The 25,227-nt window shown below is 31.9% G+C and carries 20 protein-coding genes and 3 pseudogenes; 10 read left to right on the top strand and 13 right to left on the bottom strand.

All coding sequences use genetic code 11. The features are described from left to right. Positions 1 to 1,234, bottom strand: a pseudogene (locus HMPREF3129_RS18745) (beta strand repeat-containing protein); the annotation flags it as partial. 82 nt (positions 1,235 to 1,316) lie between these two features. Then, on the bottom strand, positions 1,317 to 1,622 hold the full coding sequence (locus HMPREF3129_RS16080) for a helix-turn-helix domain-containing protein (RefSeq protein ID WP_004244870.1): 306 nt from the start codon (positions 1,620 to 1,622) through the stop codon (positions 1,317 to 1,319). Between the two features lie 641 nt (positions 1,623 to 2,263). Here HMPREF3129_RS16080 and HMPREF3129_RS16075 point away from each other — a divergent pair. Then, positions 2,264 to 3,055, top strand: coding sequence for a helix-turn-helix domain-containing protein (locus HMPREF3129_RS16075; protein ID WP_004244871.1), 792 nt, complete (start codon positions 2,264 to 2,266; stop codon positions 3,053 to 3,055). Here HMPREF3129_RS16075 and HMPREF3129_RS16070 read toward each other — a convergent pair. The 10 genes from HMPREF3129_RS16070 to HMPREF3129_RS16025 form a co-directional block, all read right to left on the bottom strand. After that, complete coding sequence (locus HMPREF3129_RS16070; protein ID WP_004244872.1) at positions 3,029 to 3,886, bottom strand: helix-turn-helix domain-containing protein; 858 nt, start codon at positions 3,884 to 3,886, stop codon at positions 3,029 to 3,031. The genes HMPREF3129_RS16075 and HMPREF3129_RS16070 overlap by 27 nt on opposite strands. A 338-nt stretch (positions 3,887 to 4,224) precedes the next feature. After that, on the bottom strand, positions 4,225 to 5,376 hold the full coding sequence (locus HMPREF3129_RS16065) for a hypothetical protein (RefSeq protein ID WP_036919891.1): 1,152 nt from the start codon (positions 5,374 to 5,376) through the stop codon (positions 4,225 to 4,227). Between the two features lie 12 nt (positions 5,377 to 5,388). Next, positions 5,389 to 5,904 carry a fimbrial protein gene (locus HMPREF3129_RS16060; protein WP_036919890.1) on the bottom strand — a complete coding sequence of 172 codons (516 nt, stop codon included), beginning with the start codon at positions 5,902 to 5,904 and terminating at the stop codon, positions 5,389 to 5,391. 20 nt (positions 5,905 to 5,924) lie between these two features. Next, positions 5,925 to 6,458 carry a fimbrial protein gene (locus HMPREF3129_RS16055; RefSeq protein ID WP_036919888.1) on the bottom strand — a complete coding sequence of 178 codons (534 nt, stop codon included), beginning with the start codon at positions 6,456 to 6,458 and terminating at the stop codon, positions 5,925 to 5,927. Further along, positions 6,451 to 6,879: a fimbrial protein gene (locus tag HMPREF3129_RS16050; RefSeq protein ID WP_070487127.1), complete on the bottom strand. Its 429-nt coding sequence runs from the start codon at positions 6,877 to 6,879 to the stop codon at positions 6,451 to 6,453. The genes HMPREF3129_RS16055 and HMPREF3129_RS16050 overlap by 8 nt, the downstream gene beginning before the upstream one ends. A gap of 31 nt (positions 6,880 to 6,910) precedes the next feature. Next, positions 6,911 to 7,642: a fimbrial biogenesis chaperone gene (locus HMPREF3129_RS16045; RefSeq protein WP_036919885.1), complete on the bottom strand. Its 732-nt coding sequence runs from the start codon at positions 7,640 to 7,642 to the stop codon at positions 6,911 to 6,913. A gap of 35 nt (positions 7,643 to 7,677) precedes the next feature. Then, entirely contained in the window at positions 7,678 to 10,200 is a 2,523-nt protein-coding gene (locus tag HMPREF3129_RS16040) for a fimbria/pilus outer membrane usher protein (RefSeq protein WP_036919883.1), read from the bottom strand. A 60-nt stretch (positions 10,201 to 10,260) separates the two neighbouring features. Beyond that, positions 10,261 to 10,833, bottom strand: a complete 573-nt coding sequence (locus tag HMPREF3129_RS16035; protein WP_036919880.1) for a fimbrial protein — start codon at positions 10,831 to 10,833, stop codon at positions 10,261 to 10,263. A 188-nt stretch (positions 10,834 to 11,021) separates the two neighbouring features. Beyond that, positions 11,022 to 11,582, bottom strand: coding sequence for a fimbrial protein (locus HMPREF3129_RS16030; protein WP_004247349.1), 561 nt, complete (start codon positions 11,580 to 11,582; stop codon positions 11,022 to 11,024). Positions 11,583 to 11,726: 144 nt separating this feature from the next. Continuing rightward, positions 11,727 to 12,011, bottom strand: coding sequence for a helix-turn-helix domain-containing protein (locus tag HMPREF3129_RS16025; RefSeq protein WP_004247348.1), 285 nt, complete (start codon positions 12,009 to 12,011; stop codon positions 11,727 to 11,729). A gap of 641 nt (positions 12,012 to 12,652) precedes the next feature. Here HMPREF3129_RS16025 and HMPREF3129_RS16020 point away from each other — a divergent pair. The 8 genes and pseudogenes from HMPREF3129_RS16020 to HMPREF3129_RS15985 all read left to right on the top strand — a co-directional run bounded on the left by HMPREF3129_RS16020 (position 12,653) and on the right by HMPREF3129_RS15985 (position 23,042). Beyond that, entirely contained in the window at positions 12,653 to 13,477 is an 825-nt protein-coding gene (locus HMPREF3129_RS16020) for a winged helix-turn-helix domain-containing protein (protein WP_036919879.1), read from the top strand. Continuing rightward, positions 13,474 to 13,926: a hypothetical protein gene (locus HMPREF3129_RS16015; protein WP_004244887.1), complete on the top strand. Its 453-nt coding sequence runs from the start codon at positions 13,474 to 13,476 to the stop codon at positions 13,924 to 13,926. The genes HMPREF3129_RS16020 and HMPREF3129_RS16015 overlap by 4 nt, the downstream gene beginning before the upstream one ends. Before the next feature lie 162 nt (positions 13,927 to 14,088). Beyond that, positions 14,089 to 15,057: a trehalose operon repressor TreR gene (treR, locus tag HMPREF3129_RS16010; RefSeq protein WP_036919876.1), complete on the top strand. Its 969-nt coding sequence runs from the start codon at positions 14,089 to 14,091 to the stop codon at positions 15,055 to 15,057. Between the two features lie 118 nt (positions 15,058 to 15,175). Next, positions 15,176 to 16,597: a PTS trehalose transporter subunit IIBC gene (gene treB / locus HMPREF3129_RS16005; RefSeq protein ID WP_036919874.1), complete on the top strand. Its 1,422-nt coding sequence runs from the start codon at positions 15,176 to 15,178 to the stop codon at positions 16,595 to 16,597. A 25-nt stretch (positions 16,598 to 16,622) separates the two neighbouring features. Further along, entirely contained in the window at positions 16,623 to 19,340 is a 2,718-nt protein-coding gene (locus HMPREF3129_RS16000) for a glycoside hydrolase family 65 protein (protein WP_036919872.1), read from the top strand. Next, positions 19,333 to 19,977, top strand: a complete 645-nt coding sequence (gene pgmB / locus HMPREF3129_RS15995) for a beta-phosphoglucomutase (protein WP_036919870.1) — start codon at positions 19,333 to 19,335, stop codon at positions 19,975 to 19,977. Before HMPREF3129_RS16000 ends, pgmB begins: the two co-directional genes overlap by 8 nt. A 54-nt stretch (positions 19,978 to 20,031) precedes the next feature. After that, positions 20,032 to 21,417, top strand: a pseudogene (locus HMPREF3129_RS15990) (carbohydrate porin). Positions 21,418 to 21,785: 368 nt separating this feature from the next. Beyond that, a complete protein-coding gene (locus tag HMPREF3129_RS15985; protein WP_004247342.1) occupies positions 21,786 to 23,042 on the top strand; it encodes a Zn-dependent hydrolase in 1,257 nt (418 codons plus the stop codon). Here the strand turns inward: HMPREF3129_RS15985 and HMPREF3129_RS15980 are convergent. Next, complete coding sequence (locus tag HMPREF3129_RS15980) at positions 23,036 to 23,920, bottom strand: helix-turn-helix domain-containing protein (RefSeq protein WP_004244894.1); 885 nt, start codon at positions 23,918 to 23,920, stop codon at positions 23,036 to 23,038. The genes HMPREF3129_RS15985 and HMPREF3129_RS15980 overlap by 7 nt on opposite strands. Positions 23,921 to 24,387: 467 nt before the next feature. Between HMPREF3129_RS15980 and HMPREF3129_RS19055 the strand changes: the two are divergent. Continuing rightward, positions 24,388 to 25,227 (top strand): annotated as a pseudogene (locus tag HMPREF3129_RS19055) (metalloprotease); the annotation flags it as partial.

Here is a 25,227-nt window from a genome sequence, read left to right as displayed (position 1 = left end):
TCTGTACGCCATCTTTTAGCTCGTCAGCATTTACACCGTCTGCAGCTTCTGGAATGATCACCACTGGTGTGGTATCCACCGTACCATCACCATCTGTATCGCCCGGGATTTGTCCATCAACAGCAAAATCTACTTTGTTTCCTGGTTTGGCTGGATTATTGCCTTGAGTTATGCTGACATCGACACTGTTTTGGCCGTTTTGTACCGCATCTTTAGGAATATCAATCGAAATCTTACCTGCAGCAACATCATCTTTAGTTACAGTGTATGTAATCGTTTCTGTAGTATTATCTGGACGAGTGACCGTTAAGGTAATTTCCGCCCCTTCAACCGTACCCGCTGGCAAAGTAACTTCTGCTTGTAAACCGTCTTTCAGCTCTTCTGCATTCGCATAACCATCGTCAACTTCTGGAATGCTTAAAACAGGTATATCTGATACGGGATCAGGTTTGGCTGTTACAGTAACATCATCACTTTTATTACCACTCGGATCTTTCGCACTTGCGGTAACATCACTATTATCTTTTATCTTATCATTAGGGATAGTGACTTGATTGTTATCTGTATCAGGAATTAATTCAGGATCACTTGATGTCCAGCCATTATCTCCCTTTTCTAATGTGACAGTATTTGAATTACCATCCTCATCTTCAAAAGTAACATCTACAGAATCACCTTTATTGGCATCTTTTGGTAAATCGATAGAAACAGAACCATCATCTTCAGCAGTTAATCCTGGCTTACTCGGCGCGGTAATATCAGCCTCATTACCTTTATTATTGTCACCACCATGATTTCTATTAGCTAAAAAGATCGCTAATGCACTACCGATTGAACCAGCAACCCATAAAAATAGACCAATTCCATCATCATTATCAGAAAGAGTACCTGTTTCACCAGCAACTAAATGTTCTAAAACAGGACCATCTTGAGTAATAGTTGCTTGTCCCATTACACCATTTGAATCTAAAACATTTAAAGTGGCGTAACATTGTTGTTCCCCTGGTTGGCATTCTTGCCAAAAATCTTTAATAACAACTTCTATATTTTGTTCTTTACTAGATAAAATAAGATCATCCGATTTACGATGCGCTTGAATATCTAATGGAGAAAGTTGAGTATCTGAATCAATTAACTGATACACATCCCCTGCTTTCGCCGTTATAGTATGCTTAGCATGAGGTTGTAATTGTACTTTCTCGTTTGAATTCTTTTCAAAAAAGATTATATTCATATATAACTCTCGTATAAAATGTCTCTAAATTAATTTAGAGGCTATCTAATGTAATACTGCTAACATCTATAAATATCTACCTTTACTTTCTATGACCTATCCTTCTCCTATTATTTATTTCAATAAATTCAAATTGACATAAATTATTATCAACAATAGAAAATGAAGATGTTTCTTTCTCTATCAATTTAATAAAATGAATCATTGGAATATCAAAAAAAGCGCATACTCTAAGTAGGAAAGATACACTCCATTGAACTTCTCCTCGCTCAATCCGTGAAAGGTGCTGTTGACTTATTCCAAAGGCTTTTGCCAATTCGCATCCTGACAGCAAAGAACGTTTTCTTAAAAATTTAATCTCTCGGCCTAAAATCTTATTTATGTCCATAAAAATACCAACATAAGGTTTTAAAAAATACCAAGATAAAATAACCAATTGTTTTAATTATATTTTTTACATGAAAACAACATTACTCTTTTTACTCTCACCTACTGATATCTCTTAACATATACATCTACCCATAACTAAAACAATCCAAATAAGAGTAGCAATACTCTATTTATGAGAACTTTACGCTTTTAATAGAATTCTTTTAAGCCAACAAAATGATAAATTAATCACCCATTATGATAATTAACAAAATGATAAAATTAGACCAAAAAAGCAAAAGATAAATAATAACAATTAACATCTTTAACATAAAAAAACACCAAAAATGTTAAAACAACCTTTTTACTTAATATAAAATTCCCAAAAAAGATAAAGATATATGGAGGATCTAAAAACTCTCTAAAATAAATAGGAAAAAATAAAGTAACAAATACCTCACAGAAAAATAATGCAATATGATAAAAAATAACCCAATTAGATAATTAAATCTAAAAACGTTATTTTTTAATTTATTTATTTCCATCAACATGATAATAATTTATTTACAAAAGCTTATAAATTAATAATTTTGTTTATTGTTAAATATACAAACAAAAATAAACCATTTAATATTAGATTAGGAAGCAAAAGAATTTAATATGAATGCCTATATAGATAATACTTTAAAATTTAAAAACATTATTTTCTCTAACCACATTCTTTTGTTAATTAGAAAAGATTGTGAAATATCCATAACAAAAGATAATGTTAAATATCAAATAGATAACGACAGTATCGTTTTTATAAAAAAAAATTCAGCATTAGATATTATCTTAGGAAAAAATAAAATGCCTGAATTTATATTTTTATCTCATGAAGTTATGATGGAAGTATTAAAAATTACTATTAACAATAAAAAAGAGGAAGTTACTCAAGATAATAATAAAGATAGCTTTATAAAACAAGCAAATCATGAAGATATTCTATTTTTCAATAGATTAAAAAATAAATTTAATGATGAAGTCATTACAAATAACAAAACTTCGCTTAGTCAGATACTAAAAATCGCATATTTACTGTTAAACTTTGATATACCTAACCTTATATTAAAATCAAAACCAGAATTAACATCAGTAAAAGTAAAAGATATTATTATTAGTGACTTACAACATAGCTGGTCTCTAAAAGAGATTAGTAGTAAATTATTTATTAGTGAGTCTTCATTACGAAAAAAACTTGAAGCAGAAAAAACTAATTTTATGACTTTATTAACAACGGTAAGAATGGCACACGCAATGAATCTTCTGGCTACAACAAATTTAACAATAGGACAGATATCTTCATTGTCTGGGTATAAAAATACTTCCTATTTTATTAAAAAATTCAAGAAGTATTATAAAAGCTCTCCGAAAAAACTTAAATGTCTAAATTATAGGGATAAGATAATTTAAAGAACAAATGTTTTTATCTAATTTACCTGAATTAAATATTTCTATATCATAGCCATCTCTTCTCTTGGCTTGCAATAGCGGTAATTCTCTCATATAGATAATATTGGATAAAATCATATAATCTTCCCAAGAGCCTAAAAATGAAAATAGATAATACTTTAGACCTTCCTTATTAAAGGAAAAATTATAATCATGAATATATTTTATATTATATTTTACAGTAATTTTATTTTTAACTTTACTACTAAGGAAATAATTATAAGATACACACAAATTATCATTTGATGAATCAACAAGACTTTTTATTATTTCAATCTGTTTTTTATTTTTATAGCCTAGCCCCTCTATTGCAATATTTGACTTAAAGTCAAAAGGAATAGAAATATCAAAAAACTTAAAATCATCAGAATTATTATCAAGCAATCTATCTTTTGATAAATAAATTAACTGACAATTTATTTTTTTAAAATCAAATACTTTATGTTGAGGTCGATAATATCTAAAATCCCAAAATTTACTTTTTCTATAAAATTCAGGCGTTACCTTAAAATATCGTTTAAAAGCTCTTGAAAAATTCTGCTGAGAAGTAAAAGAGTAATCATTAGATATTTCTGATATAGAATACCGAGTTAATTTAAGCAAAATAGCTGACATAGATAACTTTCTAGACAAAATATATTTAGCAATAGTTGATTTTGTTTTATGCAGAAATAGATCTTGAAAATATCTTTGACTATAACCAGATTTTTTTATTACATCTATTGTTGAAATTGGTTTAGTCAGATTATCTTCTATCCAATCAAGGATATCGTTAATTATTTTATCATGCATTTTTTATCCTCTTTAAAATATATTTTTATAGTATTATAATTGTGCTATTTCATTATTATTTATCAAAACCGCTATAGTATCTAATTTTAAATCAATATTTTTACATTATAGCCCAAATAAACCATTATAGTTCAATTAATAAAAATTATTTATAAAATCATTTTTATCAATAAGTTAATTAATCCCAAAAAATTTTAATACGTTACAATCGTATTATTTATAAATTTAATCACTCTATTTCAAAAAAAATAAGCCTCTACTTATCCTAATGATAAATAGAGACTTATTCAGATAATTATATGAAAATATCTATCAATTATATGCTAAATCATAATATGTCAATCAAACGTAACGATTAGCCAAGCTGAACCTTTATAATCTCCAGCTATCGCATTTGTTCCTTGAAGATGGCTGGTTATCTTAATTGTTCTCAAATCATTAATGTCAATTTTAAAATCTTTACCTTTTTGCCCGGTTATTTCATCTGTCATGGTCAATTCACTATAAATTTTATTATTGCTGTTTTGGGTACTCACCATCGGTAATCTTTTTTGAGGATCGTTATCAGTTATATAATCGAGACGTAATCTCACTTTTGTTGCTTTTGAAAAAACACAATTATAAGTTACACTTTCTGTAACTAAGCTGTCATAATTTAATGTATTGAGTTGCCCATGCTTTAAATTTAAAGTACTTACTTGTCCTGTACTTGTTACTGTTTTACAAGAAGAAGTTACGTTTAATTGTGATGCTGCTAATCGCATAGGAACAGTGACATCATTCAATGCCCAAGAATTTTGAGGAGGACTCGTTCCTGATAGTGTAAATGCACGAACATAACCTCCTAGATCCATTTCAGGTATAGGTAGCTGAGAATCAATAACCATATCATTTATATAAAATGTCACACTGATTGGAAATTGTACAGTAAATTCACTGGCATGAGCAGTTAATGTTGGTGTAGCCTGTTCACAAACAGCTCCTCTTATATTTACCCAATTCAACATTTGAGTATCAATGGTCATTACCAAATTACTATTAATACGATATGCCATATGGCCTTCTATATTGGTACCAGCCATAGGTACATATGTAAACAAGCGATGATATGCATTATACCAAGAAATATTTGTTGAAGCATGTCCCCAAGTAAGCCCGATGCACTGAACAATCCCCGATACACTTACACTAGATGGTGTTTTATTGATCACAATCGTATTACCAACTTTATAATAGTTTTTACCATCTGTACCTTTCACTGGATTTAATGCAATAGGACTGTTACTTGCCAATTTAATCATATAGCCAGTGTTTATATCTTGAATTCTTGGCGCATAATCAGCAATAGCAATAGATGTAAATATAAAATTAATAAAAAAAACACTTAATAATATTAAGAAATAAATTAGGTCATTTAATAAATGTATTATTACATTATTTAATGCTATTTCTTTTTTCCACGAGGAAAATTTATGTATTAGTTTCAACATAAAAAATATCCATTAGTTATAAGTCACTGAAATAGTAACTATTGAATTGAACGTCCCTAGTTTTAATTGATTAATAGGCACTGTATTTACTAACTGAGCTTGTAAGTCAACACGATAAAGAGTTGAATTAATTCGTTCTGGATTGATTTTATGCTTTTTACTTGTTTCCAGTGAACGAATAGTTCCACCAGTCACTTCATTAATATCTATACCTAACCCATCAGTACTTGTTGCTAATATATTTTTTCCTTTATATAAAAGCGTACTTCCTCCTTTTGGGTTTAAAACAATGGCTAATGTATTATTAAAATTACAGTCTGATATATAAAGTGAAAAATCTTTTACCACAGGAGATTTAGTCAGTGAAGATATCGTCAATGTATCAAAACCAATTTTTAATGGAGCACTACCATTTTCACTACGTATATTACAAACAGGTTCAACCATTGTTGCAGATATATTAATAAAAATATCAGCATTACATACTAGAGAAATAAATAATAAAGCTACACCCAATAAATTTTTCATTTTATTTAGCCATATTAGCACTATTCATACTCCACATTAAAAGTTACGATACTGGAAAATTCACCAATCTTAATTTCTCCTATTGCTGGCTTACGGACAAAAACACCAAACTCAAATTGTTGTGAACCATCAACAACACTTACATCTCCAATTGTCATCGGTTTATTCCATATAACAGACCTTCCATTATTATCAATAATTCCTAATAGTGCTCCACTATCCCCTTTAGTAATAAGAAAATGATTACCATCGATATCAACTAATTCGTTACTTTTCCAGGTTAATTTAATACTTTTCTGTAAGTCAGTTTCACTACACTTATCAATCGCAATCGTGAAATGAGTCACTTTACTAATTTCATTTTCATTAATAAATTGCCAACGTAGATTGTGTAAAATAACTTTTTTATTTATTGATTCTGAAGCGACTTGGCATGCAACACTGATTAACTCACCGCTAAATTCAACATCTAAATTATTGGCCGCTAATGCTTGAGACTGCCAATTACATATTGTTAAAGAAATAAGCCCTAGAAATTTCACCATCTTATTCATAACTTACCTCTAAACGTAATATATGTTGATCTTTCATTAAGGTGGGTAAATATATTGGATTATTGCCATTGTGTAATGAAAGTGAATAATCTTCAGAAAATAGCCTTCGTTGTATATCATAATAACGAATACTTGCAGGAGTATTTACTGTTACATCAAATAAGTTTATGGTGCGATAATCTTTTCCAGCTCCACATCCAATCAAACTTAAATTATTATCAAAAGATAAATTACAAGGCGCATTAAACAGAGTGGCTCTCACTTGAACTACTCCTTGATGTAATGGCTCATAAACTGATTCTTTTGTCGTAGTACTCACGGTAGAACTTTCGGCTATAATAAATTGACTGAATGCACAGCCAACAATGAGTAAAAGCACTTTGAACCATTTGGCTATTTTAAAAACGTGATATTTACTCATTACTTTTCCTATATTCCAATATTGTTAAGAATTATTGTTCACCAGTTACCATACAGGTATCACCTTGGCAACGAAATACCAACGATGGTTTACCACCATAATCATTAATATAAGTAAGATAAGGTGTAGATAATATAGAAGACGCAATATCATGAGTCGATTTAGGTGGCACCATGACAACATCAAAAGGATTTTTTTCAGCGGCTGCTTTACTATTTCCAAATCCAATTATTGTTAAATTAAAAGGCGTTATATTATTAACTCGGTAGCCTTGAGCCGTTTTGGTTAATGTCACTTTATGTGTCCATTTAGTTTCTGCTTCAGATAAAATACTATTTGGACGATAAAATAGTTTTACACGAGATTGCAAAGCAATTTGTAATGTATTGCCATCTGTTGATTTCGGTGGTACTTCACGTAAATTAAAATAAAATACCGACTCTCTATCTTGTGGTAATTTATGTAATTCTGGTGTTGTACTTAACCTAACTAAACTATAACTATTTGGCTCGATTCTCTGTAATGGAGGCGTTGCTAAAATAGCACCTTTAGTTAATTTATTCCCCTGCAAATCTTCTATCCAACTTTGTGCGAGATAAGCTTCTTCAGGATTATCATTAGAAATAGTAATATTAATTGACTTTTCCGTTCCAGGGAAAATAATACGCGTTCTATCTAATGTCACAGCACTATGTGCCGCCATCGAAATAAATATGGAATACCCAACAAGAATACAATATAACCCACGACTAAAATTAAACATAACTAACCTCACAATATAAAACATTTAATTAATAATTAATTTTCTGTAATTTTTGATATAGTAGGTGAAGAGCAAGGTAGCAATAACATGCTAGTTGGCGATGCTAAATCTTCAGGAAGTGACAACTCACATTGTTTTTTCCCTGCCCAATAAACAGATAGTTTTTCTTTTGATGAAATGCCTACTAGCCATGTCACACCATCTTCACCAACAATACCCAACTCACGATTATCCGCATTACGTACACTTGCCCCAAAAGGCGGTTTCTTACCATCATTTAGGGATATAATGGCAAACAACTTTTCCCCTTTCATTACTGATAAACTGCGATACCCTATCGCCCCTTTAGTCAAGGTAATATCAGTTGTTGATTCTAGCGTTTCTATATTTTCAGGTAGCTGACTGGTATTAATAGAAACCGTAGATTTACGATAACTATTAACATTAGGAATAACTGCAAGTCCAAAGTGATTAGTTTTGATAACGCCACTATCTAGAGGTACATCACCAACCCCTGGTGTTTCAATCATTAAACGAGTATCACCATTAGCTGAACGATGCAACGCAATACCTTGAGTTGTAGCTGTAATACCACTGTTAATTGATGCACCAACACTACGATATTGTTGTGGTACATAACTTGCGTTAGCAGATAAGTTAGCTTGAGAAAAGTCGCGAGAATAATAACCACTGATACTTGATTGGCTATCAATTTCTTCTCCATGACTATAGCCCACATTCAGACTATAATTATCGCGATCACTATAACCACTATAACTTGCTCTATGGCTATATTGATTACTTTTACCAATACGAGAATATGATTCAGAAAATGAAATGCTATGGCCTTTATATAATGGTATTGTTAAATACAGATTAATAGCATCATCTTGATAACCACTATCTCGTTCAGTTCTGGTTGCTGATAAAGATATATTCGCATTTTGCTGAGATAACATTGGAATACTGATATTAGTACTTGCGTATAAACCATATTGTGTTTGAGGTTTATCTTGCCAATAGGTACTATATTGATAATTTAGTGATATATTAAAATTATCAAAATACTTGTTTATATAAATTTGATAGTTCTCTTTTGGAGAGCGAATATCATAACCAGTACGACGTTGATCCATAAACTGAGTTAATGTGCGATAATCTCTAGCAGCAAATCGATACCCAGCAAAAGTAATATCCGTGCGTAGTGCATCAAAAGATTTTGCATAATTAAGACGATAAGAACGCCCTTTTATTTTTTTATCAGTAAAACGTGCAAAAGACTGAGTAATATCAAGTGATAATGCCCCAAAAGAAAATAGATCCCGTCCTATACCAATCGCCGTTGCCTGATAATCGCTGTTAAATTGTGTTCCCCCATATAACGACCAAGCATTAGATAGACCATAGGAGAATTCACCACTGAATACGGGTTTACCTGTTAAATGATGTCCATCATAACGAGTTTTACCCATCACTAATTTATAGATCAGACGGCCAGGGCGAGTTAAATAAGGTAATGAGGCAGTACTGATACTAAATTTTTTCTCTTCTCCATTTTCTTCACGGATTGTGATATCGAGTATCCCTCGAACACCACTATCTAAAGTTTGAATACGAAATGGTCCAGGGGGTACTGTTGTTTCAAGGAGCACTCGATTTTGGCTACGAACAATCACTGTTGCATTGGTATCTGCTACACCTGTGATCTCTGGTGCATACCCTACCAATTTAGGAGGTAACATTCTGTCATCACTTTCTAATGAAATACCGCTGTATTGCCATGATTCAAAAACATCTGAGTAAAAATAATTTTCTCCAATAGTTAAAATTGAAGCCAATTTTTTCAAGGAGGTAAAACCATAAAGACGGCTAAAATCAAAATCGTGTATTTCTTGTGATTGTCTGCCACCCCGCTTTTTTTGATAGATGGCACTATAATCACCACGAAAGCGCCAAACACCTAAATTAATACCCGCAGTACCATTAGTGGACAAATAAGTACGTTTATCCCCCTCTTTTTCTTCGGTGATTGAAACATTAGCGCTGTAATCAAGGAAAGCACCATTAATTCCTTCTTCCCATAATGCAGGAGGAGTCCAATAAGGATCTCTATATTCCATCCATAATTGGGGGATCGTTATTTTGAGTGATAGTGTTGGGAGATCAATAACTGTTTGCATTCCTTTCAAAACAGAAAGATCAAGGCATTGACTATTAGGGTATACAGTCACTTTTGGTTTTACAGACTCTTTTAAACCAATAGAATCAAGTAAGTCAGCAGGTATACAGATAGCTTGTGTTTGCGTTTTTTGCTCTAGAACCGTGATATCGCGAGGTGCACCTAAACGTTGTCCATTAACAAAAACTGTTAATACATAATCACCAGGGGGAACATAGCCAGCAATGGAAAATTGGCTCATATCGATATTTTGTATATCTTCTGCATCTAACACATCGATATTGAATTCTGTAGCATAAGCAGAAAACACACTAATACTCATTGTCAATAATACGACTTGCCTTAACTGATTGAGTTCAAATATCATACTATTCACCATCCCCATCCTAGAGGTAATAAAATACTTTATTCATTAGAGCCTAAGAAAATGCATCTACCTTTATTGATAATGGATAAAAAAACGAACCAGTCCTTGGTAATCTCCAGCTCGTAAAGGTTCTCCGGTGAGTTCTAGCCTAAGGAAGTAACGCAGATAGAGGATTTGTCCCGATTTATCTTGTCGTAATACGCTATCGAATAAAGGATATGTTTCTCCTGGTATTAATGCATTTTTATTATTATCTAGAACAGAAACCCCTAAACCTTTAGATGTGCCTTGCAAGATAAATGCATTGATATTACTTACGCTCTGTCCATCAAAACGTATCATCCATGTTTTGCTGTCAATTGACGTGTAAATGCTGCCACAGTCACGAAGTTCTATTTCAAATGGTAAAGTCTGCTGTTCGCGTTTTTCTTTGCTTGATAACATAGCTAAAGTTAAAGAAGAAAAATCAACCGTTTGATAACGATTTGACATTACAATAGAACAAGGAGTTGAGATAACACTACCCACTAGATAAGTACTTCCTTCATGCTCAATAACTTTAGGATCGAAAGCCAATGCTGTACTAGAAATAAGTGACAAAAGACTGCTAATTACTTGCAATCCTATACGTCGATAAATAGCCACTTTCTTCTCCATTATATAAATAGAATCTTCAGCTTTAGCTGGTTTATTTCTAAGTTAATAAAAATCCATTGATATATAAAATAAAACCAACGAAATTAATATGAAAAATAATAAATTAAAAAATTCTTATTCAAGAGATAAAATTGACTGCCAGCATTTATATTTACTAACAGTCAATTTAATTCATATTACTGATAAGTTATACGGAAATTAGAAATTGCACTAAATTTACCTTCAGAAACATCTTTACTTGCATCAACAGCTTTAGCAAGAGCTTTAAAGGTTAATACATTATCACCCTTTAGATTTGTAATACTTGGTAAAACATCTTTTGCTTTTCCAAACTCAAAACCATCAATTAAAATTCCCAAGTTATTTGTATTACCAGCAGAAGTAGCCAATAATGTATTTGCTGTATCAGCATAATTTTGTCCAGTAAAGACAAGTTCCATTGATTTAACCGGAACAGGCTTACCACTAGTGGCATCTATACCAAAATTAGTAAAATCACAACCTGTAAATTCAATATCAAAATCAGCCTCAACCATTTTACCACTTTCTAAGGCTTTACGAGAAAGTTGGCCAAACTCAACTGTTTGTTTCAGTGAAGATTGAGCAATATTACAAGGCGTATTTACAACAGAACCCGTAAATGTGATAACACCTGTATTAGCATTATCAGCCATAGCATTTAAAGAAATAGCGGAAGTAGCTAATAGAACAGTTAATGCTATTTTATTAAATTTCATACATCATTTCCTTTATATTTGACTATTTTAGTATTTACCGACATTGAGATAGGCTATCTCATAAAAGAATATCCTTATTCACGCATCCCTATTAAAAATATAAATATCCATATTGAAATCTTGTCCATAGAATTTAATTTAAAGCTAATCATCAGAAATAATTTTAAATTTATCGCTAATGATAACTTTTAATAGATATTGAATATTAAGATCTAGAACATCAGATATTAACAATAGCTTCTCAAAGCTTATTTTTGACTCTGCTGTTTCATATCTAGATACCTGCTGTTGACTGACATTTAACTTTTTAGCTAAATCTTCACCTGTTAGTCCTATCGCTTTTCTTTTTGAACGGATCTCTTTCCCTAAGTATTGATGAATAGCTTTAGTATCGTAAGTTTTATCAATTTCGTATTTTTCTCTTTCCATAATCTATTTTCTATTAGCTTTATAAAAATGGGATATATCATGCTAAAATACGAGCATGCCAGTTACTGCTTTATGATTGTATTTTATTAAAACTAACTTTTAACTTTGTTTCGCAATGTTGTTGATGCAATAAATGCTACATGAGTTATTACAATGCGTGTTAGCAAAAAAACTACAAAACTCATAAAATTCACAAAAAACAACATGAATATCAATATGTTAGATAAAAACCAAAATCAACTTAATTGATTTATTTAACTTTAATTTTAGAAGTGATTTTACTCATTTTTAAATAAATTTAATTCCAATACCAATTTATTTATAAAAGCTTTCCACTAATTCCCTGAGTAACACCCCCATTATAAATAAATTTAAATAATGGTAATTCCTAAAGATTATAGAGACTTATAATATTAAATAATAAAATTCACATAGTTAATCTATACGAATAAATAAATAGATATCTTGCTTTATTTGTTACCAGTAAGTTTCTAATTGTTATTTAAATGTATTAAAATGCGATAAACAAATTTTTTAGTTTTTTTTAACTTGAAAAAATAATTTTTTAGCTTTATATATAAAAAATACTCCTTTTCTAGCATTAAGAAGAATAAATATCCAAATGACGTATTGGCGGCACTATGTATCTAATTAATGATGACATTATATTTTATAGCGATAAAAATTTATTATTTTCAAAAAAACTCAATAAAGAAAAGAAAATTTTAGCACCTTCATCTAAAATGCTAATACATCTTATTACCGTTAATGAATTAGTTACGCAACGAGAATTATTTAGAATTGGCTGGGGAGATAAAGAAAAATTTATAACTAATAGTGCTTTCTATCAAAATATTCTTTTATTAAGAAAAGCATTTAATGAGCTAGATATCGATGATGAGATTGTCATCACCGTTCCTCGAAAAGGGTATATCATTAATCACAATATTAGTATTGAAAAACTATCTGACAATAATATTCAAGATATAAAATTAATCAATGAACATAAAATTAGTGATATTCCTCACATAAAAAAAGAAATAGAAGAAGATATAAATACGAATATTAATAATAAAGATCATTCTTTATCATCAATAAAAAAAACAAGCATATCTTTATCAAAAAAGAAATTATTTATTATTATATTTACATTGATAGTCTTATTTTTTGTTGTTATTTTTACTTTTAATTACCTAGATAGTAGAAAGCATAAATTATATAACTATAGTAACTGCGGAACATATAAAAAATATAATTTATTTTGTAATAAAGAAATATTAAATGAGGAAAAAGAAAATTTAATTGATAATTATATTTCTAGTTATTCAGATTATAATTTCATCTATATAACTGAAAGTGATTCTTATTCACGAACATCATTAATATTATGTAAAAAAAAGTTTAGTCCTATTAATTTCTTGCATAATCAATGTGTGTCTATTTATGTATTGGATAATAAAAAATGAAAAAATATAGTGCTATTAGTGTATTAGTTATCATTTTAAGTTTAATGATTTATTTTAGTTTTTACTTCAATCAAGAAAAAGAAAATGTAATAAATTGTGAAGCAAAGTTAATTATTTATGATAAAGAGGATACTAAAGCTAATTTAGAATTAATGTTTACTTTAGGGGAGGAGCAAGGATGGGCAAGTATTCGAGGTGTTATTGATTATAACGGCGATTTGATCCCAGTGTATAGAAAATCTTTTTTTGATATAACCAAACTGAAAACTAGCTACAAGCTAGCATCTACACAGATCCTTATTAACGATAATAACAGTGAAATTATCAATAAAATAATTCCCAATTTATATGTAAAAGAAGGTTGGCAAAGAAGTCTTTCTGTTTTTAGTCAAAACGATGGTGGTTATTTATTCTCATCTAACAATGTATACTCATTTTATTGTTATTAGTATACAAAAAAGACAAATATAAAATTCTCTTTTTTACGATTGTGGTAGTATCTGCGTACAATTTTTAGACTAAATCAAACAGTAAAAGAATCACTTGTGGAAAACAACCTGCTAAAACTACAATAACTTTATCACACAGCAGATAAATACAGAAAAACGCTCATGACAGATACTAATAAAAAAAATTTAACAATCAATGATATAGCCAAACTTTGTGGTGTGGGCAAATCGACTGTTTCAAGAGTACTTAATCAAGATCCTATGGTTAATGAAGAAACAAGGAAAAAAGTTAACTCAATTATTGAGAAATATAAATTCACACCGTCAAAATCTGCACGAGCAATGCGGGGGTACTCTAATCGTTCTTTTGGTATTATCGTCACTCGCCTTGATTCTTATGCGGAAAATCAAGCAGTTAGTGCCATATTACCGATCCTTTATCAAAACAACATTGACCCTATTATTTTAGAAAGCCAATTTAGCCAAGCCAAAGTAGAAGAAAACTTAAAAATGCTCGCCCACCAGAAAATCGATGGCGTAATATTATTTGCATTTTCAGGGATCAATGCGGCTAACTTAGCAAGTTGGAAACAAAAAATGGTTGTTATAGCAAGACCACTAGAAGGTTTTGTTTCCATTTGTCATGACGATGAACGAGCTGTTAACGCTTTAATGCATTATTTCCATCGAGACAAACATTATCAATATATAAGTTTTATCGGGATCCAAATTAATGATGAAACAACGGGTTTATTACGTTATCAAACTTATCTTCAATATTGCCAGCAACATCAATTAATATCTCAAGCTCAACTTGGTGAACTTAATTATCAAAGTGGCTATTTACTTGCCAAACAAGCATTAGCAAGCAAGCCTCAAGCTATTTTATGTGCGACCGACTCTCTGGCCTTTGGTGTACAAAAATATTTAGCCGAACAGAAAATAGATCATATTGAGGTGGCCTGCATCGGTCGTAATGATCTACTCACCTTTTTATTTCCTCAAACTAAATTCTATCGATTAGGTTTTAGAGAAAGTGGACAAGAAGCTGCTAACATATTGATACAAATGTTAGAAAAAAATATTCCTGCACAAAAAATCATTATATCAAGTCATGACTTAAACCCATGATCAAATAAATTAATGAGCATTAACTGTGATCTTTATCTTGTTATGGGAACGTTCCCATTGGATAAAAAGAAAGATATCGATATATTAAAAATAACCCTACTATTATGAGAATATTAATATGTCGATACCTCAAAACAACCAAGCCATTGAAGAGTTAATTACTCTTGTTGGAGGTTCAGATAATGTTATTAGCGTTTCACACTGTCTAACCAGATTACGTTTTGTTCTGAATGATCCCAATCTTGCTGATATAGATAAAATTAAAAAAATATCTTTTGTTAAAGGCTGTTTTAATAATGCGGGTCAATTTCAAGTTATTGTTGGTATGGATGTTGATATCTACTATAAATTATTAATTGATAAGCTTTCATTAAAAGCTAAATCTAAAGATGATATAAAATCTGATGCGAAAAAGAATATGGGATCCTGGCAAAAGCTGATTGCCAATTTAGCCGAAATTTTTGTTCCATTATTACCTATCTTAATTTGCGGCGGTTTATTGTTAGGATTAAGAAATGTTATTGGCGAAATGCCTATATCAGATAATAAACCCCTCACTTATTTTTATCCTTGGTTAACGCCAATATATGATTTTCTCTGGTTACCTTGTGAAGCCATCTTCCATTTTCTACCTGTGAGTATTTGCTGGTCGAGTGTAAAAAAGATGGGTGGTACACCTGCACTAGGTATCGTACTAGGTATAACCTTAGTTTCTCCACAACTAATGAATGCTTACAATTTAGGTTCACAAATTCCTGAAGTTTGGAATTTTGGTTTATTTACTATTGAGAAAGTAGGTTATCAAGCCCAAGTGATCCCTTCGATTTTAGCGGGACTATTTCTGGGATGGTTTGAGACTAAATTACGTCGTTTTATCCCTGATTACCTAAAATTAGTTATTGTGCCGATTGTAACTCTTATTGTCGCCGTTTTTGTTGCCCATGTTATTTTAGGCCCTATCGGTAGAAGCATAGGTGATGGTCTCGCCCAACTGATCAAATTTTTAATGTTAGGTGATTTTGCCCCTATTGGTTCAACTATTTTTGCCTTTTTCTATTCCCCCATGGTGATCACCGGCTTACATCACACAACGTTAGCGATAGATTTACAAATGACTCAAAGTTATGGCGGTACACCTATTTGGCCGATTATCGCTCTGTCTAATATTGCTCAAGCATCCGCCGTTGTAGGCATTATTATCGTTAGCCGCAAATTAAATGAACAAGAAATTACTATTCCGGCAGCTATCTCTGCTTATTTAGGTGTGACAGAGCCAGCCATGTATGGCGTCAACTTAAAATATGGCTTTCCTATGCTGTGCGCCATGATTGGCGCTGCGCTAGCGGGTTTGATTTGTGGATTAAATAATGTGCTATCTAATGGTATTGGTGTCGGCGGATTACCCGGTATTTTATCTATCCAACCTACTTATTGGTTAGTTTATTTATTGGCAATGATAGTGGCTATTGTCGTCCCTATTGGATTAACCATTCTGGTCTATCGCTATAAAGAAAAAGCAGGCACCTTGCAAGTCGATTAATTTAATCTCAAACTAAAGGTTAAACATGAATTATATCTCTGTTATTCTTTCTGATACTGATATCACCATTAAATATCTTTCAGAAAAAAGCCATTATTCATTTAATACCACAAATAGCCATTACCTTGATTGGCTAAATATGGCTAAAGCTATTAATCATAAATTTAAATCTGCTCAAGGTGGTTTGATATATTCGATAAGTAATAAATTGGATAGCGCTATTATTAAAACCATTGATAATAAAGTAATAAATTTATCAAATTTCTTTACTGAAATATTTAATAAACCTTTTATTTATATCAATAAAGCGCAGCTTGAACATCATCATGATTTAGAAGAAAAAATGGTTACAGTTGCCAATAACTTTGCTTGGTCAATTGAATATTCAGGCTTAGAAACAGGAAAAGATGAATATTGCCAAGAGTCTCTCTTAACTACGGCCAATGGTTATATTGGGTTAAGAGGAACTTTGCCCGAAATGACTATAAGTGATGAGCACTACCCTGCTACCTATATTGCTGGCCTATATAATCAAGCAAGTTCACAAATAGAAAACCATCAGGTGATTAATGAAGATTTTGTTAATGCACCTAATGGACAATTTATTTCTCTTAAAATTGGTAAGGGAGAATATCTTCATCCAAAGCAACTGATAACACACCATTTAACACGTCAATTAGATTTAAAAACGGGTGTATTCACTAGCCAATGGCGTGTAGAAACCCCTGAAGGACAGCAACTTGATATTCATTGTACAAAATTTGCCAATATGGCTGATATGTCACATTACGCCATTTTATATACCTTTAAACCATTAAATTTCTCAGGTGAGATAACGGTTATAACTCGCCTAGAAGGAAATACTTATAATTACGGTGTACAACGCTACCGTAGCCTTAATCCCCATCATTATCATGTGTTACAAACTGGAGCGAATAAGCAACACGCATTTATATTAGCTCAAACAGATCAGTCAAAAATAGGGATCGGATTATCGTCAACAATAAGTGGTGATTTCTTTGCAAATGAAGATATTGTTTGTCATGTTTCAGATACGCTTGTTGAACAAACCATCACCTTCAACGCTCAACAAAATACCACCTATCAACTTGAAAAATGTGTTGCTGTAACAACCTCTACGGCTTACCCAGACTCATGGCAAGATGTGGTTAATTGGGAACAACAACCTTTACACAGCCAATTGATAAATAGCCAAAAAGCGTGGCAAACGTTATGGGATAGTGCCGATATCTCGATTTCTGGCGATCTGATGACCCAAAAATTACTACGCTTACATACCTTCCATTTACTGTCATCCGCATCACCATTTAGCAATCAGCAACATCAATTAGATGTTTCAGTCACCGCCCGAGGGTTACACGGGGAAGCCTATCGAGGCCATATTTTCTGGGATGAGATCTTTATTCTGCCATTTTATATTATGCACTTCCCTGAAACCGCACGCCAACTATTACTATATCGTTACCACAGGCTACCTGCTGCGCGTCTTGCGGCACGAGCAGAAGGATTTCAAGGTGCTATGTTCCCTTGGCAATCAGGGCATGATGGTAGTGAGCAAACCCAGACACTGCATTTAAACCCCTTATCAGGGCAATGGGATGCCGACCACAGTTGTCGTCAACGTCATGTCTCATTAGCGATTGCCTATAATGTGTGGCTATATTGGCTAAATACTCATGATCACCAATTTATGGAACAGTATGGACTTGAACTACTCAATGACATTACCTTGTTCTGGTTAGACCAATGTCAGTGGGATGAAGGCGATCAACGTTTTCATATTAATGGAGTTATGGGGCCGGATGAATTTCATGAGAAATACGCAGACTCACTTGAAGGTGGCTTAAAAGATAACGCATACACTAATTTAATGGTGGTTTGGTTGTTTAATCAAATAGAGATGTTCATAAACAATGATCGTTTTTCTAAAAAATTACAACAGCTAAACAGCCAATCTAGCGTTTTCAATAAAATACAAGAAGTTAAAAATCGTATTGCTATCAATATTGATGCTCATGAAATTATTGAACAGTTCTCAGGTTATTTTCAATTAAAAGATCTGGATTGGGAAAGCTATCGAAAAAAATACGGCAATATCTATCGTATGGATAGAATTTTGCGTAAAGAAAATAAATCTGCCGATGATTACAAAGTAGCTAAACAAGCAGATACCCTGATGTTATTTAATAACTTAGATAAGCAAACCGTACATTCCCTAATTACCTCTCTTGGTTATTCAGTTTCTAAGCACTTTGCTGAAAAAAATCTACATTACTATTTAGAAAGAACCTCTCATGGTTCCACACTGTCACGCATTGTCCATGCTTATCTCGCAGAACAAATACAGTTACATGATTTGTCATGGCAACTTTATCAAGATGCTCTTTATTCAGATTATAATGATATTCAAGGTGGAACAACTGCCGAAGGTATTCATACTGGTGTCATGGCGGCAACATTAAATACCACCATCATGGCTTATGCCGGTGTTGATATTCGTCAGGATATGTTGACCATCACCCCTTCACTCCCTCAACAATGGCAAAAACTAAGCTTTAAATTATTGCATCGCTCTACTTTATATCAAATTAATCTCAGTCATAAAGAAATTAGTATTTTAAGTGATAAGCCCAGTACTATTTTAATTAACCATCAAACGCATAAGCTAACCGCCAATACGTTATTAGTATTAAAGTTAAATGGAGACACGCAAAATGACTAAAGGTCTTATTTTTGATCTGGATGGCGTAATTGTTGATACCGCCAATTACCACTATATTGCGTGGAAAAAACTATCTAATGAAATAGGAATTGATTTTGACAAAGAGTTTAACCATTTATTAAAAGGAATAAGTCGAATTGAGTCATTAGAGCTTATTTTATCTTATGGTAATAAAAGTGATGTTTATTCTGCGGATGAAAAAAAATCATTAACAGAAACAAAAAATAAATATTATCTTGAGTTATTAAATAATATTACTCCAAAAGATATTTTACCGGGTGTTTTAGATCTAATAGAACAAGCAAACAATAATCACATTCCTTGTGCTATTGCATCAGCTTCAGAAAATGCCCCAACCATATTAGAAAAATTAGGCATTAAGCATTATTTTAAGGCAATTGTTGATCCTAAAACACTCAAAAAAGGCAAGCCCGATCCTGAAATATTTTTGCGTGCGGCTGAGTTTATTCACATTCCACCACATTTATGTATCGGATTTGAAGACTCGATTGCTGGAATACAATCGATTAAACAAGCGGGCATGTATGCAATTGGCGTTACTGCTGACGGCCCCTTACCAGAAGCAGATTTAGCTGTTCACTCATTAACTGAAATAGATATTCATTCACTTTTTTAATAAAAAAACATGGGGATAATAAACCTCCATTATTCCCGATATAAGGAATAAACAATGAACATCAAACACCTTGCGATAGCGACTTGTATCGGCATTGCCGTGCCGACAATTGCTCACGCCAATACAAATGAATTATCGATAGAACAACGTTTAGCTCGACTATAAGAGAGAACGTTAGCCGCTGAAAAAAGAGCTGAGTTAGCAGAGCAACGTGCCGCTAAGTTAGAAAATGCGTTAAAACAAAATCAGGCGCTTAATAACAATCTATCACAAACTAGCGAAACTATAACTGCGCCACCGTCATCGCTGATAGAAACAAATACCGGTTATGGAAAACTCAAGTTATATGGTGATGTTGAATTTAATACAGATATTGCAAGTAAAAAAGGTCAGCTAACCTCCATTAACATGCGCTCAGGTAAAGAAAAAGACTATGGCGATTATGATAAATGGGGGATCAATGGGCGTATATTAATTGGCTTAGACGGAGAGCGTCTGTTAGATAATAAAAATTATGCAGGCTTCACTGTTCAACCTCTGGCAAATATTGATGGTAAGGTATCTCTCGACGATGCCGCTTTTTATTTTGGTAAAAAAGAGCGTTGGCAATTTAAGTTAGGTCGTTATGAAGCTTATGACATGTTCCCGCTTAATCAAGATACTTTTGTTGAATATTCAGGCAACACTGCAAATGATACTTATAGTGATGGCTTTGGTTATATCTACATGATGAAAGAAGGTCGAGGGAGAAGCAATAGCGGTGGTAGCATGATGTTTAATAGCCAATATAATAATTGGTATTTTGAAACTAATTTATTAATTGAAGATGGAACGTCTATTTTTGCTAACAAGGAATATCACGGAAATAAACTATATAATAATAAAAATGTTATTTATTTTCGCCCAGTTATTGCATGGAATAACAATAATTTTAAAGTTGCTGTAGCCTTAGAAAAAAATATTATCAATAATGCTTATGGTTATGATGATAAAAAAACGGGTGAATTTAGAGATCAATCCAAACGCAACGGTTATGGATTAACTTTAGGCTGGAGCAATCTACAACAAAATCCTGAAAATGGTGTCACAATAAATTGGAATACCGCTTATTTAGACGCTAACGATGAGAACGACTTTACAACAGGTACTAATATTTTATGGCGTAAATTACAATTAGGCTATATCTATGCCCATAATAATATTAATTCATATACTATTAATAGTGATGATGATAACAATAATGATATTATATTTGGCCCAGGGAAATATAATATCCACACTCTCTATTCCTCATATGAATTACCTAATATTTTAGATATGGATAATTTTAAAATCTATTTAGGTGCATATTATTCTGTTATTAATGGTAAAGATATTGAAATAGAAAATAGCGATAAAGATCGTTATGGTGTAAGAGCACGTTTTAAATACTTCTTCTAGATTTAATTATTAATATATTGGATGAGAATATCATCCAATATACCCCGTGAGAATAATTTTCATTTATATTAAAAATAAGAAAGATTAATATCAGTACAACATCTTATTTTATTTATCTTTTATAACATCTTTAACACAATAATGATTCATTTATGAAATAAGTCAGAAATATATCTCTTTTTAATTACGCCCTATCTCACAGAATATAAAATCCCTCTTATTTACCATTGACGAAATAAATTCTGAGAAGTAAATATAATAAGTAACGATTATAAAAATAGCAGACCATCTATAAAAGATGGCTTTTTTAATCTTTTATTTGTCTCATTTTTTAGACAGTTTTACAGAAAACACCGGAGAATAACCTTATGACTCAACCAATTACAGCAACAGACTTTTCAATTAATGATATGAAAACATTAATTGAAACAATGCAAATTTATAAAAAAGATAACCATGACAAAGGGATAACACGTATTGCCTATAGCGAAGAAGATGAAGCAGCCCATCTCTATCTTGCTAGTGTAATGAAAGAGGCAGGCCTTGAAGTCTATCGTGACGGTATTGGCACACTCTACGCTCGCTTACCGGGGCAAGATAGAACATTACCCGCCGTAGGAACAGGCTCTCACCTTGATACCGTTCCCCAAGGGGGCGCTTATGATGGCGCCTTAGGAGTTATTGCTGGTTTTTATGCTTTGATGCAATACAAACCACAACAACTGAAACGTGATCTAGAGTTAATTGTATTCCGAGCAGAAGAATCGAGCCGATTTGGGTTTTCATGTATCGGAAGTAAAGTGCTAACAGGAAAAATTGACCGTACTCGATGGGAACAAAATAGAGATGATGAAGGTAATAATTTCTTTGATGTTTTAAAATCCCTTGGTTATCAGCATGAAAACTTAGATCAATGTTTACTTAAATCAGACCGTTATAGTGCATTTGTTGAATTACATATTGAACAAGGTAAACGTCTAGAAAACGATCAAAAAACAATTGGAATTGTCAATGGTATCGCTGCGCCAACACGCTTTTCAGTCACCGTAAATGGCCATGCAGACCACTCTGGTGCAACGCCAATGTATCAACGTCAAGATGCGTTAGTGGCGAGTGCGGGTATTATTACTGATATCAATCATGCTGCCTGTACGGAAGCGGTATACGGCACCGTAGGTACCATTGGTAAACTTAATGTCATACCAAACTCGATGAACGTTATTCCAGGGCAAGTAAAATTCTCCGTGGATATTCGTGGTATTGATACGGACAGTATTCAACGTGTTGTACAGCGTTTAACAAACAGTGTTGAGAAAGCAGAAAAAGATTTTGGTGTAAAAATAATAGTGCAACCTATTTCGGCTGAATCACCAGTAAAACTGGATGACTCAATTTGCCAAGTTATTGAAAATATTTGTCAAAAACACGATATCAATTATATGACTATGTTAAGTGGTGCCGGTCATGACTCAATGAATATGGCATCTTTATACCCGACAGCGATGATTTTTACCCCCTCTGTTGCGGGGATTAGTCATCACCCAGATGAATTTACGGAGTTTAGTGATATTGCAATAGCTGCAGATATCTTAGCGGAAACATTAGGTGTTCTAGCTAATCAATAATGACTGATAATCTCTTTTAAGCGTGTAATGGCATCATCATTTTTTATTGCTTTTGCCCATAACGTATCAAACAGAGATTGATATTGGAATATTGCTTCTGTTGATGAAGATACTGTCGCAATACCCGTACTTACATTAGGAAATTCACCTAAACGAAATGGACTAACCGCTAAAGAGAGAGGTGCTTTGTTTTGATAAAACAATTGAAAGGTTAAAGATGGCATCGTATCTGAAATAATCGCAATATTAAGATGACTATTTTTTTGCTCTAACTTTTCAATTAAATGGCTGATTTCTTGTTTTGCGCGTTGTTTTCTTTCTTGTTGAATGGCTTTACTTACATTAACAGAGCCTAGCATACCAACATAAAGAAATTTTTCGATTTGCTGTTGACTAATTAAATTATAAATATGCGGTGAGTGTAATGATTGATGCTTTTTACGCTCTTTTAAAATAGATAAAACTTCTTGTTGCTTCTTTGTTAGCGCATTTTCAGGAGAGGCTTCTGTTAACATTTCGACAAGCGTTTTATCATAACAATCAGAGGTTAATAAATAAGAAAAGGGTTCGAAATGGGTATAAATATGGGAAGATTGTGTTTCAAGTTGGCGCATTCGTTCAAAAAAACCATTAGCGCTAGAGTAATACTCCGTATTAATACCTAATAAGCTACTTAATGAGGTGTTAAGTAATCGAGCAAGATTATCTAATGTCTCAATTTTAACGATTTCACCCTTTTCTAATCGATAGACAGCGGCACGGGAGATCCCTAAACTTTCAGCTACATCTTCAGCTTTTAATGAGGAGGCAATACGATAAGCACGCAGTCGATGACCAATGGACAAGTAATCTATCTTTTCTCTTGATATATAAGACATTTTATTATTGCTCCACCAAAGATAAAGAATATGTATAAAAAATAGACATCAAATAATTTAGCCATATATAGTTTAAAGGAAATAGATAATAAAAAATATTACCTTCTTCACATAGAAATCAAACAAATCGCAGTAGTACCTAGCTGATAACATAAATTAGGTTTTAAATTAGGTGTTATCAAAAAGATAGCCTCACCAGGGAACTATCATAATAATAATAAATAGAAAAGGCACTGTAATCATATTGCAGTGCCTTTTCTATTTAACAGGAAACATATTATCTTATTAACAATACAATCAACTAATAATATAACAACATAATAATGTAACAAAATACTGACATGTGTTTTTTCAAAAAGAAATCAATCAATAAAAATTTTATAATTAGCTAATTATAAAATTATCACATGAATTTATTTTATAAGATTAATGTAAATAACTTTTCATTGAATAAAAAAGGAATTGATATGACTATAATAATAAATATGAAAGAATCGACTAATTTCTATTTACCTAAAGGGATCGTAACAACAGGAGTTATGGCTGGTTGGCCCCAAAAATCACCAAATAAAATAACAACAGTAACTTATACATTTCCAGATTACAATACATATCGAGAAATTATAAAAAGCAAGACCCCAATAACAGAAAGTGAAGAAAAAAACACGTTAAAAAATATATATGAATATCATAGATTATATAATGTTAGGGAACAAAAAAAACAAGAATTAAACACAATTAAAGATAAATATAGCGAGGATTCAAAAAAAAGAATTAAAGAATTAGAAGAAGAAATAGAAAAAATAGAAGATAAGATTATTAATACAGTAGATAATATGCATCCCTATTTTTATTTAACTCAAGAAACGATATTTCCTCATCAACAAGAAGTTATCGAAGATATATTACAACACATCTCAGATATATTATCTATATTTTTTTATAAAATTTCACCCTATATCAATGCTGATTTAAAGTTTGGCTATTATAGTCAATTTATTGATATGTCCACTCATAAATTAATTTCAAATTCTCGAAAAGGTAATGCTGCTAATCCTAACGTGGAAGGTACACCTAGGAAAGAAATAAAACCAGATGAAACTCATGACCTTCCTGGAACTATATTTGTTAATATTTCCACACAAGAATATTATAAAACAATCAATCAGGATGGTATTGATGAGTATATAAAAAATGAGGCTAAAATCAATGACGTGTATTATTTTAATAATGATAAAACTATTTCAATAGCAAGAGGTAATAATAATTTATTCAAAGAATACCAACAAAATAAACATAAAATCGGC

The organism is Proteus sp. HMSC14B05 (genome assembly GCF_001808035.1).
Lineage (GTDB): Bacteria > Pseudomonadota > Gammaproteobacteria > Enterobacterales > Enterobacteriaceae > Proteus > Proteus mirabilis.
This window is presented reverse-complemented; position numbering and strand designations above follow the sequence as displayed.